General features: G+C 32.0%; 17 protein-coding genes and 1 pseudogene. 13 read left to right on the plus strand and 5 right to left on the minus strand.

Annotated features, from left to right (window positions below):
- The first annotated feature begins 41 nt into the window (after positions 1 to 41).
- From brxB to HMPREF2737_RS11255, 3 genes and pseudogenes are all read left to right on the plus strand, one after another.
- Positions 42 to 479 carry a bacilliredoxin BrxB gene (gene brxB, locus HMPREF2737_RS05290; protein WP_011275697.1) on the plus strand — a complete coding sequence of 146 codons (438 nt, stop codon included), beginning with the start codon at positions 42 to 44 and terminating at the stop codon, positions 477 to 479.
- Between the two features lie 12 nt (positions 480 to 491).
- Positions 492 to 1,469 carry an aromatic acid exporter family protein gene (locus tag HMPREF2737_RS05295; protein ID WP_037550558.1) on the plus strand — a complete coding sequence of 326 codons (978 nt, stop codon included), beginning with the start codon at positions 492 to 494 and terminating at the stop codon, positions 1,467 to 1,469.
- 410 nt (positions 1,470 to 1,879) lie between these two features.
- A pseudogene (locus HMPREF2737_RS11255) lies at positions 1,880 to 2,400 on the plus strand (transposase); the annotation flags it as partial.
- Here the strand turns inward: HMPREF2737_RS11255 and prli42 are convergent.
- Positions 2,397 to 2,492 carry a stressosome-associated protein Prli42 gene (prli42, locus tag HMPREF2737_RS11590; RefSeq protein WP_011275700.1) on the minus strand — a complete coding sequence of 32 codons (96 nt, stop codon included), beginning with the start codon at positions 2,490 to 2,492 and terminating at the stop codon, positions 2,397 to 2,399. The pseudogene HMPREF2737_RS11255 and the gene prli42 sit on opposite strands and share 4 nt — an antisense overlap.
- Positions 2,493 to 2,650: 158 nt before the next feature.
- On the opposite strand from prli42, the gene HMPREF2737_RS05310 reads away from it, so the two are divergent.
- The 5 genes from HMPREF2737_RS05310 to HMPREF2737_RS11460 all read left to right on the plus strand — a co-directional run bounded on the left by HMPREF2737_RS05310 (position 2,651) and on the right by HMPREF2737_RS11460 (position 8,356).
- On the plus strand, positions 2,651 to 3,778 hold the full coding sequence (locus tag HMPREF2737_RS05310; protein WP_037550549.1) for a M20/M25/M40 family metallo-hydrolase: 1,128 nt from the start codon (positions 2,651 to 2,653) through the stop codon (positions 3,776 to 3,778).
- A 73-nt stretch (positions 3,779 to 3,851) separates the two neighbouring features.
- A complete protein-coding gene (gndA, locus tag HMPREF2737_RS05315; protein ID WP_037550546.1) occupies positions 3,852 to 5,258 on the plus strand; it encodes an NADP-dependent phosphogluconate dehydrogenase in 1,407 nt (468 codons plus the stop codon).
- 175 nt (positions 5,259 to 5,433) lie between these two features.
- On the plus strand, positions 5,434 to 6,429 hold the full coding sequence (locus HMPREF2737_RS05320; protein WP_037550543.1) for a LacI family DNA-binding transcriptional regulator: 996 nt from the start codon (positions 5,434 to 5,436) through the stop codon (positions 6,427 to 6,429).
- Positions 6,430 to 6,441: 12 nt separating this feature from the next.
- Positions 6,442 to 8,088 carry a glycoside hydrolase family 13 protein gene (locus HMPREF2737_RS05325; RefSeq protein WP_037550541.1) on the plus strand — a complete coding sequence of 549 codons (1,647 nt, stop codon included), beginning with the start codon at positions 6,442 to 6,444 and terminating at the stop codon, positions 8,086 to 8,088.
- A gap of 172 nt (positions 8,089 to 8,260) precedes the next feature.
- Complete coding sequence (locus tag HMPREF2737_RS11460; RefSeq protein ID WP_107609979.1) at positions 8,261 to 8,356, plus strand: type I toxin-antitoxin system Fst family toxin; 96 nt, start codon at positions 8,261 to 8,263, stop codon at positions 8,354 to 8,356.
- 161 nt (positions 8,357 to 8,517) lie between these two features.
- On the opposite strand, the gene HMPREF2737_RS05330 is transcribed toward HMPREF2737_RS11460, so the two are convergent.
- Together HMPREF2737_RS05330 and zwf are read right to left on the minus strand one after the other, a co-directional pair.
- Positions 8,518 to 9,381: an AraC family transcriptional regulator gene (locus HMPREF2737_RS05330; protein WP_037550538.1), complete on the minus strand. Its 864-nt coding sequence runs from the start codon at positions 9,379 to 9,381 to the stop codon at positions 8,518 to 8,520.
- Positions 9,382 to 9,664: 283 nt separating this feature from the next.
- Entirely contained in the window at positions 9,665 to 11,149 is a 1,485-nt protein-coding gene (gene zwf, locus HMPREF2737_RS05335; protein ID WP_037550537.1) for a glucose-6-phosphate dehydrogenase, read from the minus strand.
- 235 nt (positions 11,150 to 11,384) lie between these two features.
- Between zwf and rnz the strand changes: the two genes are divergently transcribed.
- Entirely contained in the window at positions 11,385 to 12,305 is a 921-nt protein-coding gene (gene rnz / locus HMPREF2737_RS05340; RefSeq protein ID WP_037550534.1) for a ribonuclease Z, read from the plus strand.
- A 105-nt stretch (positions 12,306 to 12,410) separates the two neighbouring features.
- On the opposite strand, the gene proC is transcribed toward rnz, so the two are convergent.
- Entirely contained in the window at positions 12,411 to 13,226 is an 816-nt protein-coding gene (gene proC / locus HMPREF2737_RS05345; RefSeq protein WP_037550529.1) for a pyrroline-5-carboxylate reductase, read from the minus strand.
- 201 nt (positions 13,227 to 13,427) lie between these two features.
- Between proC and HMPREF2737_RS05350 the strand changes: the two genes are divergently transcribed.
- Entirely contained in the window at positions 13,428 to 14,183 is a 756-nt protein-coding gene (locus HMPREF2737_RS05350) for an SDR family NAD(P)-dependent oxidoreductase (protein WP_037550526.1), read from the plus strand.
- Between the two features lie 14 nt (positions 14,184 to 14,197).
- Entirely contained in the window at positions 14,198 to 14,440 is a 243-nt protein-coding gene (locus tag HMPREF2737_RS05355) for a hypothetical protein (RefSeq protein ID WP_037537033.1), read from the plus strand.
- Between the two features lie 102 nt (positions 14,441 to 14,542).
- Here the strand turns inward: HMPREF2737_RS05355 and HMPREF2737_RS05360 are convergent, their stop codons facing one another.
- Positions 14,543 to 15,451, minus strand: a complete 909-nt coding sequence (locus HMPREF2737_RS05360; protein ID WP_037550524.1) for an aldo/keto reductase — start codon at positions 15,449 to 15,451, stop codon at positions 14,543 to 14,545.
- A gap of 81 nt (positions 15,452 to 15,532) precedes the next feature.
- Here HMPREF2737_RS05360 and HMPREF2737_RS05365 point away from each other — a divergent pair, with 81 nt between their 5' ends.
- Entirely contained in the window at positions 15,533 to 16,075 is a 543-nt protein-coding gene (locus HMPREF2737_RS05365; protein ID WP_037550521.1) for an NUDIX hydrolase, read from the plus strand.
- Positions 16,076 to 16,179: 104 nt separating this feature from the next.
- Positions 16,180 to 16,626, plus strand: a complete 447-nt coding sequence (locus tag HMPREF2737_RS05370) for a ferric iron uptake transcriptional regulator (RefSeq protein ID WP_011275714.1) — start codon at positions 16,180 to 16,182, stop codon at positions 16,624 to 16,626.
- The last annotated feature ends 20 nt before the right edge of the window (positions 16,627 to 16,646 follow it).

Genomic DNA, 16,646 nt, shown 5'->3' on the forward strand with positions numbered 1-16,646 from the left:
AGAATAGCATTGAATAAATAAAAGATTGAAAGGTGATTAAAATGGATTTAAATTTTGATTTATATATGAATGGCGTGGTTGAACAAGCTCGTAATGAAATTGAAAATGCGGGATATGAACAATTAACAACTGCAGATGAAGTTGACAAAGTATTACAACAAAATGGTACTTCATTAGTAATGGTTAATTCAGTTTGTGGATGTGCGGGGGGAATTGCACGTCCAGCAGCATCACATGCATTACACTATGATAAACTACCTGATAGACTTGTTACAGTATTTGCTGGACAAGATAAAGAGGCTACGCAACAAGCTAGAGACTATTTTGAGGGTTATGCACCTTCAAGTCCATCATTTGCATTAATTAAAGATGGTAAAATCACTGAAATGATTGAACGTCATCAAATTGAAGGCCATGATGTAATGGATGTTATTAATCAGTTACAAGGCCTATTTGATAAATATTGCGACGAAAGATAAGAGGATTTACTAATGTTAAAGTTAAATCCTTATAAGATTGGATTAAGAACGCTTAAAACAGCAGTAGGTATCACATTAGGTGTTATTTTAGCTAAATGGATGGGGCTTGATAATTATGCATCAAGTGCTATCCTCATTGTATTATGTATTAAACATACTAAAGTTCACTCAGTACAAGCTATCGTATCAAGATTTGTATCTTGTATACTAATTCTACTGTTTGGTTCATTGGTTTTTAGCTTATTAGGCCAGAATGCGCTTGTTTTGGGATTAATTGTATTATTATTTATTCCGATAACTGTTATGTTGAAAGTTCAAGAGGGTGTTGTAACTAGTTGTGTTATATTATTACATGTTTTCAATGCAACCACGATTAATTTACATTTAATCATTAATGAATTACTCTTATTAACTATTGGACTAGGAATCGCATTCATTATGAATTTAATTATGCCAAGTTTAGACAAAACATTAGTTTCTTTTAAGAAAGATATAGAAAAAGGCTTCAAAGAAATCTTTATGACATATAGCGAAGCTTGCTCAAATTATAATAATGATCTTACTTTATCTTTCGAAAAACTCCAATTAGACATTCGAAAGGCCAAATCTATCGCATTTAGAGATGTTAAAAATCATTTTATTAGAAATGAAAATTCATATTATCACTATTTTGATATGAGACAAGAACAACTTGAATTATTGCGTAGAATTAAACCGTTATTAAATCAAGTCACTGTCGATGACCCATTACTGACTGATGTATCTCATTTAATGTCAGAAATTGGTAATAACGTAAATAGTAATGATTATACTGCTTTACGATTACATTCACTGTATGAAATCCGTTTATCACTAGACGAATTACCACTTCCTAAATCTCATCAATCTTTAAAATCACGTTCAAGTATGATGCAAATATTAAATGAACTAGAAAAGTATTTAAACATTAAATCTCAATTTGGATCACTACGGTTACATAATGAAATATAATTAGTGATTAAATAAAAAAGGCTGGTACATAATTCCTAGCAAAATAGCCAGTAAATGAGTTTTTATAAATTCATTTACTGGCTTCTTTATTTACAATACTTCGTATTCTTGGCTCGCTTTCTTAAGGGACAGCTTCAGCCTGTAGTCTTCAGCTTGTCCTGTTCCCTCAAGAGTCTCGCCAAAATACTTTTTATCTATATGTAATTTTACATTCAAATACTTAAAAAAATAAGGCACTTTCGTATAATTTAATAAACTTCATTAAACTAAATTAACGAGGTGCCTTATGTATAGGGACTATAAACATTACTCAACTTACTCTACCAATGGAAACTTCAGTTCTTATCCCAACAAATTGTATTTCAAGACATGTAAATGATATTGTTGAAACAATCCCTAAGACCGAATTCGATGCATTAATTTGTCCGAACAATAAAAGAATAGGATTCAAAAGATATGTCTATCGCCATGATAAGAATGGTTTTAAACGAGCCTTTAAATTATATGAATGTGATGATTGTTCAGAATGTCCGCTGAAACAACAATGTATGAACTTCAATTCAAAAGCAAATAAAAAAATAATGAGAAATTATAATTGGGAATATTTTAAAGCACAAATTAATAAAAAGCATTCAGAACCAAAAACAAAACCAACTACATTCAAAGAAAAATTGATGTGGATCCTGTTTTTGGATTTATGAAAGCTATTTTGGGTTTCCCTCGAGTGTCCGTTCGAGGGATAAATAAAGACAAAAGAGAACTAGGATTTGTGCTAATGGCACTTAATATAAGAAAAGTAACAGCTCAACGAGCTGAAAGTAATCAAAAACATTATAAAAAAGACAATTTCTATATTATTTCAATAGAAATTGTCTTTATTTACTTATCCTGGAACTTTATGTCCCGGACTCTTTTTTATTGCGAAGATTAATGCATTAGTGGCACTAAACTTGTGAGTAGTAATGCTGCCACAATTGCAATCAACATTACAATTATTATAATTCTTAACACTTTATTATTCACTATTTGACGCTCCTTATTTAAAAACACTTACATAATACACTTTACTTAATATATAAATTAACCATAAATGATTTTTATACAAATGGCAATCAATTTATTTTTGATATTGTAGAAAATTAGTTAAAATGGAAATCAAATGAGAAAGGGGTTTTGTCATAATGATAAACAGTCAACGATTACTTGAAACATTTTTAGAATTAGTCCAAATAAATTCTGAAACAGGACATGAGGAAGTCATTCAACCCATTTTAAAAAAGAAATTTGAAGAACTAGGTTTAAATGTAATTGAAGATCATGCATCAGAAAAGTCATGGTTAGGTGCTAACAATCTTATATGTACTTTACCAGCCACTAGTGCGAAAGAAGATGTGTCTAAAATTTACTTCACTAGTCACATGGATACTGTTGTACCTGGAATAAATATTAAACCTCAAATTAAAGAGGATGGATATATTTATTCTGATGGTAGTACCATTCTAGGTGCTGATGATAAGGCGGGATTAGCAGCATTAATTGAAACCATTCAATATCTTAATGAAAATGAAATTCCACATGGCCAAATCCAATTTATTATTACTGTTGGTGAGGAATCTGGTCTTAAAGGTGCTAAAGATCTAGATTCAACATACATTGACGCTGAGTTTGGTTATGCAGTTGATGCTAGTCAACCCGTTGGCACAACAGTAGTAGGAGCACCAACTCAAATGGTAATAAACACGACTATTTTAGGAAAAACTGCTCATGCTAGTACACCTTCAGAAGGAATTAGTGCAATAAACATTGCTGCAAAAGCTATTAGTCGCATGAAGCTAGGACAAATTGATGACTATACTACTGCTAATATAGGTAAATTTCATGGTGGCTCTGCTACAAATATCGTTGCTGATGAAGTAGTTTTAGATGCTGAGGCACGCTCTCATGACAATCAAAGTATTGAACAACAAGTCGCTCATATGAAGGAAACATTCGAAACTACCGCACAAGAATTAGGTGGTGAAGCAAAAGTTATCATTGAGAAGAGCTACCCTGGTTTTAAATTAGAAAATGATGACAAAGTAACTCAATTTGCTACTAATAGTGCTAGAGAAATTGGATTAGCTGGGGATACTGTTATTGCTGGAGGCGGATCAGATGGCAGTATTATTAATACATTTGGAATCCCTACAGTCATTTTAGGTGTGGGCTATGAACATATTCATACAACATCTGAACGTATTTCAGTGAATTCACTTAATCAATTAGCAAAACAAATTGTCAAAATTATTGAGTTAGTAGCTAAATCGTAATTTAGTTTAGTGAAGTACTTTCAAGTTTTATGATACAATACTATTGAAAAATTGAATGAGAGAGGTAAGTAATATGACTCAACAAATAGGTGTAGTAGGTTTAGCAGTAATGGGTAAAAATCTCGCTTGGAACATTGAATCACGTGGTTATAGCGTTTCTGTATATAACCGTTCAAGCGAAAAAACAGATGAAATGGTTAATGAATCTAAAGGTAAACAAATCCACCCAACATATTCTTTGGAAGAATTTGTTAATTCATTAGAAAAGCCACGTAAAATTTTATTAATGGTTAAAGCAGGTCCTGCAACAGATGCAACAATTGACAGTTTACTTCCATTATTAGATGATGATGACATTTTAATTGATGGTGGTAACACTAATTATCAAGATACAATCCGTCGTAATAAAGCCTTAGCTGAAAGTGGTATTAACTTTATTGGCATGGGTGTATCTGGTGGTGAAGTAGGTGCACTTACTGGTCCTTCATTAATGCCAGGTGGTCAAGAAGCAGCTTATAATAAAGTGAGTGATATACTAGATGCAATTGCTGCAAAAGCTAAGGATGGTGCATCATGTGTAGAATATATTGGACCAAATGGTGCCGGCCACTATGTTAAGATGGTTCATAATGGTATTGAATATGCAGATATGCAACTTATAGCGGAGAGCTATGCGATGATGAAAGATTTATTAGGTATGTCACATGAAGACATCTCTAAGACATTTAAAGAATGGAATACTGGTGAATTAGAAAGTTATTTAATCGAAATCACTGGTGATATCTTCACTAAATTAGATGATGACAATGAAGCACTTGTCGAAAAGATCTTAGACACTGCGGGTCAAAAAGGTACAGGTAAATGGACTTCTATCAATGCCTTAGAATTAGGTATTCCTTTAACGATTATTACTGAATCAGTATTTGCTCGTTTCATTTCATCAATTAAACAAGAACGTGTGAATGCTTCTAAGGAATTAAACGGTCCTAAAGCAGAATTTATTGGTAATAAAGATGAATTCTTAGAAAAAATCCGTAAAGCTTTATATATGAGTAAAATTTGTTCATACGCACAAGGATTTGCGCAAATGCGTAAAGCTAGTGAAGAAAATGAATGGAATTTAAAATTAGGCGATTTAGCAATGATATGGCGTGAAGGTTGTATTATTCGTGCTCAATTCTTACAAAAAATTAAAGACGCATATGATAACAACTCAGAATTACAAAACCTTTTATTAGATCCTTATTTCAAAGGTATTGTCACAGAATATCAAGATGCATTGAGAGATGTAGTAGCAACAGGTGTACGTAACGGCGTACCAACACCTGGATTCTCTGCCAGCGTAAACTACTATGATAGTTATCGCTCTGAAAATTTACCAGCAAACTTAATTCAAGCACAACGTGACTATTTCGGTGCACATACGTATGAACGTAAAGATAAAGAAGGTATCTTCCATACTCAATGGGTTGAAGAGTAATCACATACTAGTTACAGAAGTAAACCAATTCAATGGTTTACTTCTTTTTTAAAAATTATGCAAACGATTGCACAAAATGATTGACTTCCTAATACGAATTCTATACCATGAAAATATAAGATGATTGAAAGCGTTTACTAAAGTTTGAAGATTGAGGTGATATACAACGGTTACAATTAAAGATGTTGCCAAAGAGGCTAATGTAGCTACATCTACAGTATCGAGGGTGATACGGAACAATGCGAAAATTAGTGAGGCAACTTCAAATAAAGTCAAAGCGGCTATGTCCAAATTAGGATACATACCCAATCAAGCGGCAAGAACATTAATAACAAATAAAACAATGACCATTGGATTAATACAGAAAAGTTCCACTCCTGAAATACGTCAAAATCCATTTAATAGTGACGTTCTTAATGGTATTAATCAGGCATGTAATGTAAGAGGCTATTCAACTAGAATGACTGTGTCGGAAAATAGCAGGGACTTATATCATGAAGTAAAAACAATGATTCAATCTAAAAGTGCGGATGGATTTATTCTTTTATATTCATTGAAAGATGATCCTATTGAGCACCTACTTTATGAGTTTAAAGTTCCTTATCTTATAATTGGGAAATCTTTGAACTACGAAAATATAATACATATTGATAATAATAATATCGATGCAGCTTATCAATTAACACAATATTTATATCATTTAGGACACCGCCATATATTATTTTTACAAGAATCTGGACATTATGCAGTTACAGAAGACAGAACAGTAGGATTTAAACAATACTGTGACAACGTTAAACTTTCAAATGACTGTATCGTAATAAAGTCCATGAATGATTTACGTGATTGTATAAAGCAATATTGTATTGATGCTAGTCATACGCCTTCAGTGATTATAACGTCTGATGCTATGTTAAATATGCAATTATTAAATGTGCTTTATGAATATCAACTACGCATTCCAGAGGATGTACAAACTGCCACGTTTAATACATCTTTTCTCACTGAAAATGCAACACCATCTCAAACAAGCGTAAACATTAACCCAGATGTATTAGGCCTCACAGCAGGCAATACAATCATTGATGTATTAAGAAATGAAACTATTTCTTTTAGAGAAAAATTGATTTCAACTCAAATAATTGAAAGGGTATCAACTACAAAAATATAAAGGAGCATAATTATGAATAAAAATTGGTGGAAAGAAGCAGTAGCGTATCAAGTTTATCCAAGAAGTTTTAATGATACTAACAATGATGGTATTGGTGATTTACCAGGTGTAATCGAAAAATTAGACTATCTTAAAGACTTAGGTATTGATGTTATATGGCTAAGTCCAATGTATAAATCACCTAATGATGATAATGGATATGATATCAGTGATTATCAAGATATTATGGATGAATTTGGTACAATGGAAGATTTTGATCGTCTATTAAAAGGTGTACATGACCGTGGTATGAAACTAATATTAGATTTAGTCGTTAACCATACATCTGATGAGCATCCTTGGTTTATTGAATCAAAATCTAGTAAAGAGAACCCTAAAAGAGACTGGTACATATGGGCAGACCCTAAAGATGATGGTTCTGAACCAAATAATTGGGAGAGCATTTTTAATGGTTCAACATGGCAATTTGATGAAACAACTAATCAATATTACTTCCATTTATTTAGTAAAAAACAACCAGATTTAAATTGGGATAATCCAGAAGTACGTGAATCAGTATTCAACATGATGAATTGGTGGTTTGAAAAGGGTATTGATGGATTCCGTGTCGATGCTATTACACATATCAAGAAAACATTTGAAGCTGGTGACTTACCTGTACCAGAAGGAAAAAAATATGCTCCAGCCTTTGATGTAGATATGAATCAACCTGGTATTCACAATTGGCTACAAGAAATGAAAGATGAGTCACTAAGCCAATATGATATTATGACTGTTGGAGAAGCCAACGGTGTAAATCCAGATAATGCAGAAGAGTGGGTTGGAGAAGATAAAGGTAAATTCAATATGATCTTCCAATTTGAACATTTAGGTTTATGGAGTACTGGTGATTCTCAATTTGACGTTAAATCATATAAAGAGGTGTTAAATCGCTGGCAAAAGAGACTAGAAGGAATTGGTTGGAATGCACTTTTCATAGAAAACCATGATCAACCTCGTCGTGTATCAACTTGGGGTAACGATAAAGATTACTGGTTTGAATCTGCTACAAGCCATGCCGTTGTGTATTTCTTACAGCAAGGTACACCTTTTATCTATCAAGGACAAGAAATTGGTATGACCAATTATCCTTTTGAAAGTATTGAAACGTTTAATGATGTTGCGGTTAGAAATGAATATAAAATTGTAAAAGAACAAGGTGGAGACGTTGATCAATTATTAGATAAGTATAGAATGGAAAATCGTGATAATTCTCGTACACCTATGCAATGGAATGATTCTACAAATGGTGGCTTCACAGAGGGAAAACCTTGGTTCCCTGTTAATCCAAATTATAGAGATATTAATGTAGCTCATCAATTAGAAGACGAGCATTCTGTACTTAATTTTTACAAAAAATTGATTCAATTAAAGAAATCTCATGAAATTTATACGTACGGACAGTTTGATTTAATTGATGCAGAAAATGAAAATGTGTTCGCTTATACTAGGCAATTAGAAGGCAAAACTGTAGTGGTTGCAGGTAACTTAACTGATAAACAAAGTTCATTAACATTACCTTTTGATATCGATGAGGATGCAATCAAATTACATAATTACAATAGTCAATTAGATTCAAAATCACTTAAGCCATTCGAAGCATTTGTAGCAGAAATTTAATTCATAAGCAATGTTAGGACATACTTATTTTGTCCTAACCTCTTTTTCTTTTGAAAAATAAAAAATCATTTTACGGCCGTAAATAATACATGACTGATATATTAGAGATGATATAATAAATAAGTCGCCTATCTCTCAGGCGTTTATCTATACGCAGAGAGGGGGTGCTAAAATGGCAGATATTCTTGTGCACATCGTAGCCACAGTAACAAGTGGTTGTATTGTTGCGTTATTTTCGTATTGGCTTCGAAACCGTAACAATAAGTAAATAGGCGACAAGCTACACCAAAAAAATCCCCTCACTACTGACATAGTGAGGGGATTGGTGCATAAAATGCAGATATTCTTGTTAGTTAGATTATAACACTTATCGTTATAGATTTGCAAAAAGATATGGTGCTTTGATTAGAGAATGTATTTCCTTGATATTTACAAATCATAATTTTCTTGTTCAATTGGCAACCATAATTGAATTTTAGTGAATGGGTCCTCAAATGAGACATCAAAGGGATATATTTCAACATATAAGCTATCTTTTTCATAAGGTAAAGTAAGTTGTAAACTTGATTCGATATAATACCAAGCTTCATTAACCGCATAGTCTATTTCTCCTTGGAGATTAAATTTCGCATAATGTCTCCCAGGTAATATTCTACTTTCTAAATGAGATGGATATCTATCACTTGGAACACCAATAAATAATTCCAATCCATTATCTAATGGACAAGTGATTACAAATAACTCATATGGACTTATATTATTATACCTTTTTAAATCTTTTATTTTACCATCAAGAATTAAATCTTCTAAAAAATCAGGAACTTTATAAGGATTAGATAAATTATTTGCTTCAATATAACGTACATAACCTACTAATGCTATATCTTCCGTGGTATCTAGTCTATATGGATAAGGTGCTCGTTCAGTAGTTGTCAACTTTATATATAAACGTTCTTGTAATTTTAATTCATCTTTTTTTGTAGATGCTTGAATTGGTGAAATCCCATGAAAATCACTAAAATCATTCGCAAAATCATTTGAACTATGATAGTTATACTTTTTTGCGACATCTACTAACCTCGAAGAACTTTGAACCATTTCTTTAGCAGCTGCAGTCATTTTTCTTGCGTGTGCGTAGTGTTCAGGTGATTGTCCAACAATCATTTTAAATGATTGATCAAGATGGTAAGGAGAAAGACCAACGTAATCACTCAAATCTTGCAAATTAAACGGCTCTAATAAACGATCTTCGATAAATACAATTGCCTGTTGTATCTGCTTGATAACGTCCAAAACTCTCACTCCAATAAATTTACAATCATTAACTTTTATTTTACCTTATTTTTAGAAAATATACATCTTAACATGTGTCATATTGAAAATTTTTTAATAGAAAAGGGTGGTAGGACAGAATTTAAAATCAATTCATTGTCCCACCACCAAAAGAATGACTATAGTTGAAAGAGGCTGGCTATGAGCACATGTTCAATTTAGGTAGCTACTATTAAAATAATACTTGAACTCAAAATATTACTTTAGTCCAGAAGGCTTCACTATAGGCTTATCAATTGACTATTTATTGAATATCATCCCACCAATGATTACCATCTCTACTTAATAATAAATCACTTTCTAATGGTCCATTTGTACCTGACTCATAGTTAGGGAAGTTAGGTTCATTCATTGTCCATTCATCTTGTATAACATCAACAAACTTCCATGTAGATTTTAATTCTTCCCAATGTGTAAAGTTTGTAGCATCACCTTTTAAACAATCGAATAATAAATTTTCATAGGCATCCACAGTGTTCATCTTATCTTGAGCACTCATTGCATATGATAATTGAACGGGTTCTGTATCAATACCTTGGATGTTCTTTTTCGCGTTTAAATGAAGTGATATACCTTCATTAGGTTGAATATTAATAACTAATAAGTTTGAATCCAACAATTTATCGGTCTGATAGTATAAGTTCATTGGTACTTCTTTGAACTCAACTACAACTTGAATTGATTTAGATTTCATACGTTTTCCCGTTCTAATATAGAAAGGTACACCAGCCCAACGGAAGTTATCAATTGTTAGTCGGCCTGATACAAAAGTTGGAGTATTTGAATCTTCGGCTACTCGATCTTCATCTCGATAGGCAATGACTTTTTCACCATCAATAAATCCTTCATCATACTGTCCACGTACAAAATTTTGTTTTACTTCTTGAGGATCAAGCTGTCTAAGTGATTTCAATACTTTAACTTTCTCAGCACGTATATCTTCACTATTTAAGCTAATTGGCGCTTCCATAGCTAAAAGGGCCACCATTTGTAACATATGATTTTGTACCATATCTTTTAATGCGCCACTAGATTCATAATAACCTCCACGGTCCTCAACACCTAATACTTCTGAGGATGTTACTTGAATGTTTGAAATGTATTTATTATTCCATAATGGTTCAAACATCGCATTTGAAAAGCGCAAGACTTCTATATTTTGAACCATATCTTTACCTAAATAATGATCAATTCTGTATATTTCTTCTTCTTTAAATGAGCGTCTTAATTGATTGTTTAATTGCTCAGCCGATTTTAAATCACTGCCAAATGGTTTTTCAATAACTAATCGTTTAAAACCAGTAGTATCGGTTAAACCAGACGATTTTAAGTAATCCGAAATAATACCAAAGAATTGAGGTGCCATTGCTAAATAAAATAAGCGATTTCCTTTTAACTGATATTGTGAATCTAATTCATTTGAAAAACTCAATAATGAATAATAACTTTGTTCATCACTTACATCATGTTTAAAATAATAGACATGTTCCATAAATGCATCAATTTGATCCGTATCTTTGACATGCTTTTGGATAGAACTTTTAACTTGTTCACGAAAGACTTCGTTCGTGTAATCTCTACGTCCAATTCCAATTATTGCAATATGTTCATCTAAATTATCTTGTTGAAACAAGTGGAATAGTGATGGAAATAATTTTCTATGACTTAAATCTCCGGTAGCACCGAAAATAGTAATTAAACAAGGAATATGTTTAGAATGTTTACTCAAGTTCAAAACCTCAATTCTATTAATACTATGATTGTATTATTATAAATTATATTTGCACCGCTTCAAACTGATTTGCCTAATATTTATTATTTTGCTAGGGCACTTATATAATAGAATGATGCACAATTTAATATCATTATAACTCAAAATGTATCTAATGTATTTATTTTATGTCTTTTTATAGCAAAAATAACCACATATGATAAAATATAATGAAGGAAAAGGAGGCATATGCATGGAAGTTACATTCTTCGGAACAAGCGCTGGGTTACCTACTAAAGAGAGAAATACTCAAGCTATAGCTTTGAACCTTGAGCCTTTTTCGAATAGTATATGGCTATTTGATGTCGGAGAGGGCACACAACATCAAATATTACATCATTCAATTAAGCTAGGAAAAGTTGACCATATTTTTATAACGCATATGCACGGAGATCATATTTTCGGATTGCCTGGACTACTTACAAGCCGTTCTTTTCAAGGTGGAGAAGACAAACCACTGACAGTTATTGGTCCTAGAGGTTTACAGCAATTTATTGAGACTACACTAAGATTATCTGAATCTCATCTAAACTATCCGATTACTTATATAGAAATTGATAATCATTTCACATATCATCATAAAGGATTCTCAATTAGTGCACATTTGTTAAATCATGGTATCCCTTCTTATGGTTATCGCATTGAATCTCCGACGACACCAGGAACAATTGATGTTGAGGCACTTAAATCAATTGGTTTATATCCTGGACCAAAATATCAAGAAGTAAAATCTTATGATAATTTTGAACATGAAGGACAAGTATATAATTCGGAAAATTTCAAAGGGCCAGCTAAACCCGGACCAATTATATCCATCTTTGGTGATACAAAACCATGTCAGTCGGAATTAAGCATTGCTAAAGATTCTGATGTAATGATTCATGAAGCTACATACATTGAAGGCGAAAAAACATTAGCAAATAATTATCACCATAGTCATATTGAAGATGTTTTTGAATTAATAAAACAAGCTAATGTAAAAAGAAGCTTAATCACACATTTAAGTAATCGCTATAATCACGAGAATATTCAACTTATTAAACAACAATTAAAGACACATGAAGATGTTCCAAATTTTGAATTTGTTAAAGATTTTGATACGTTTAAAATTTAAATACTACTAATTCTTTAAAGTAAGTATAATTAAAATTACAAAGTAAGAGACTAGGATAATGAAGTCACAGATAAATCATTATCCTAGTCTCTTTTACAGTAAAATTTAATTATCTTCATTTTTAGATAATTCAACGCTACGATGAACTGCTGCATTCAAACAATCCTTAAAGATTGCTTCAATATCATGTTGAGCTAATGCATTTAAACCCGCTTGAGTTGTTCCACCTTTAGAAGTAATATTTTTACGCAACTGTTCCATACTTAAATCTGATCTTTCAATCATCTTACTTGTACCAATAATTAAATTTTTAATTGATTCTTCAACTTGATCTTTCTCAAGACCTAAATCTGTACCTGCTTTAACATATTGTTCAAAGACATGATATAAAAATGCAGGACCGCTTCCTGTAATCGCAGTTACTTGATGTAAGTGGTCTTCATCCACCTCAATTACTGAACCAAAAGCATTTACTAAATCGATAACCTCTTCCTTTGATTTAGGTCCAAAATTTCCTGAAAAGCTGATACCTGTTACAGAATGACCAACTTGTGCATTTGTATTAGGCATAATTCGAGCGATAGGATTTTCAACATGTAATTGTTCCTGAATATAATTGATAGGTAAACCAGCCATAATAGAAATAAAGCGATTGTTTTCATTGATATATGGTTGAATTCTTTGTGCTACTTTTTCGAAATCATAAGGTTTAGAACCTAAGAAGACATAATCTGCGTCTTGTAATAAGCTTTCATCATCGTAGCTGTATTCAACACCTAATTCCTCAGCGAAATTTTTTAACGCTTCTTCATTCGATTTATTTGTTAAGTAAATATCATGTGACTTTAATTTTTTTGAATTAATTATACCTTTGAAGATTGCTTGTGCCATATTTCCTGCACCATAAAATACTAATTTCATTGACAACATCATCCTCACTCTTTAATTTATAAAACCATAGTAACATATTAGTAGCACTTTTTTTATAAAAGTTAGTGCTACTATACGCACGAGCTTCAGCTCAGGTGATCCCAGGGCACTTCTTTTTATATAATAGATAACTTTATGTATGAAATGATTTAGGTTATTATAATCTTAATCATAATTAAAGAGGGTATTACTATGTTAGGTAAACATTATATCGTTACTGGAGGCACTAGTGGATTGGGGCTTGAAATCACTAGGCAACTTATCAAAAAAGGGGCTCATGTTTCAATTCTTGCTAGGAACAAAGAAAAATATAAACAAATCAATTTCAAACCATTTGAAAAAAGAGTACAAATGCTAACTTGTGATTTGCAAGATAAAAATGCTATTAGCATGTTACCACAATATATCGATACTCAAATTGACGGTATCATATATAGTGCTGGGCTTGGATATTTTAAATCGATAAGTCAACATTCCACTAATGAAATGTTAGAAACTTACGAAGTTAATATCATCGGTTTTAATTTATTACTGCATGCCTTACTGCCATATTTATCCAAACATGCGAGTATTGTAGGGATTTCGAGTCAAGCAGCATTCATCTCACAAGCAAATGCGGCTCATTATGGTGCATCTAAAGCGGCTTTTAATGCAGTTCTAAATGCACTTCGTTTAGAACAGCCATCTTACCATGTCATGTTAGTTCATCCCGGACCTGTTCGAACGCCTTTTCACGAAAAAGCAGATCCAAGTCTCGCATATGCACATAAGTATGACGCAATGATGTTAGATCCAACACTATTAGCTAAAGATATTATTGACGGTATTATTAAACGTAAATGTGAAATCAATCAACCTAAATGGATGCACTCCGCTTTAAAATTTTATCAATTATGCCCTAGATTTCTTGAATCGCTTTTTCCATTTTTATTTAAAAACAAACAGTAAATAGGAGTGATTGCATGTTATGTTGTGTGAACCGAGACGTCAAACAATGTATTGAGAATGTGAATACACTATCACCACAATCAATTTTTACTATTACAGATTTATTAGGACAAGACTATTATGATTCATTAGATTCTGCCGAACAATCATTTATAGATTTCAAATTTCATGAGCTAATATTAAGAGGGGAAATCATGAATGTAGTCATTAAAGAAGAAAGTGAACATGATAAACATAGGTATTTAAAGCAATATTAAATTAAATCAATTTAAATTGAAACAAAAGGTGTTTAGGACAAGTTTTTAATTTATTGTCCCTAACACCTAAGTGATTATTTAAAAATTAATTAAGCATGTTATCTATTTTAAATGTTGAGTATATTCTAAGTTCTTCACTCTTTCTCGAGCTGCTTTCACTTGATCAAGACTTACTTTTTTATTGTAATTATTAACGTTTTCTTCTAATTGTTGTGGCGAACTAGCGCCAACGATAATTGCGCCAAGTGCATCATGAGATTTTAAATATTCAAAAGATAAAGCACTAAGATTACTTTCTATTTCTTTAACAGAAGCAATCGTTTCTCCTAAATCATGATGTGTATAATCAAATATGCCCTTACTAAATTTATGATCTAAAGCATCAATACTATCGGAAGTTAACAACCCTTTAAATACGGGTCCGCGTGCTAACACTTTAACGCCTTTCGCATGGATGTCACTCAATAATTGTTCTGGACGATTATCAATTAAATTAAATTGCGACATAATTGTCTCGATTTCACTATGTTTTAAATAATAATCAATAACATTTGGGCGTATTGAAGAAATACCATATGCCTTAATGATTCCTTCTTGCTTTAATTCATTAAATGCACTAATCGTTTCATCCAATGGATCATCTATTGTACCACCATGTAATTGATATAGATCTATATGATCTAGTCCTAATCGTTTTAATGATCCCTTTACACTTTCTTTAATATATTTCTTAGAAGGGTCCCATGTTGTACCTCCATCTTCAGTAGGGCGATTTCCAACTTTTGTTCCAATTACAATATCATCACGATTTTGATATTTTTTTAAAGCTTTGCCCACAATTTCTTCATTAGTCCCTCTATCATAAATATCAGCAGTATCAAAATAAGTGATACCACTTTCGATTGCTTTTTCAATGATAGGTTCAGCATTAGCATACTCTGTACCTAAACTCATACAACCTAACCCTAATTCTGAAATTTCGATGCCACTCTTTAAAATATTCTTTTGCATGTCCAATCTCCTTTCGATACACTTTAGGTAACGCATTCATCTTACCAATTTATATAATGAATTAAAAGGGACGTGAATTTAATGGAATTTAATGAAAAGACGTTTGATAGAACAGTAATTTATAATGGCAAAATTATAGATTTAGAAATTCATGATGTGGAGTTGCCTGATGGCAATACATCTAGAAGGGAATTAGTCTACCATAACGGTGCAGTGGCAGTCTGTGCAATAACGCCTAATGATGAAGTATTACTTGTTAAGCAATTTCGTAAACCAGTTGAAAAAACTTTGTTAGAAATACCTGCTGGAAAATTAGAACAAGATGAAGTTCGTGAAGAGGCTGCCAAACGAGAATTAGAAGAAGAAACAGGTTATGTGACCAATAATTTAGAATTTATAACAGACATGTATGGTTGTCCTGGATTCACTAATGAAAAACTCACTATATACTTCAGCAATAATCTAAGCGAAGGGCAACTTAACCTAGATGAAGATGAGTTTGTTGAATTGCATAAAGTACCGATTTCAGATATAAAAGCATTGCTTGATAATCATGAAATAGAAGATGCTAAAACAATAATTGGTTTACAATATATATTATTAAATTATAATCATTCTAATTAAGTGCTGTAAATTTCTTGCATTTAACTGAAAATATTGGTAATTTAGTAATTGAAATATTTTCAATTTAAAATGATTATAATTATTGATAGAGGAGTGTCGCTCCCATGGAAGAACGATTAAATCGAGTTAAACAACAATTACAACAGTCTTCATATAAATTAACACCACAAAGAGAAGCCACAGTACGAGTTCTAATTGAAAATGAAAAGGATCACCTAAGCGCGGAAGATGTTTATTTAAAAGTGAAAGACAAAGCACCTGAAATTGGACTAGCCACTGTTTATAGAACATTAGAACTTTTAGCTGAAATAAAAGTAGTTGACAAAATTAATTTTGGTGATGGTGTTGCACGCTTTGATTTAAGAAAAGAGGGCGCTAAACACTTCCATCATCATTTAGTGTGTATGGAATGTGGTAAAGTTGATGAAATTCATGAAGACTTATTACCTCAAGTTGAAGAAAGAGTAGAAACAGAATATAACTTTAAAATTCTTGATCACAGATTAACTTTTCACGGCGTTTGCGCTGAATGCCAAGCTAAAGGAAAATAGATTAACTTATAGGCTAGGAC

Source organism: Staphylococcus sp. HMSC069D12 (assembly GCF_001810405.1).
Taxonomy (GTDB): domain Bacteria; phylum Bacillota; class Bacilli; order Staphylococcales; family Staphylococcaceae; genus Staphylococcus; species Staphylococcus haemolyticus.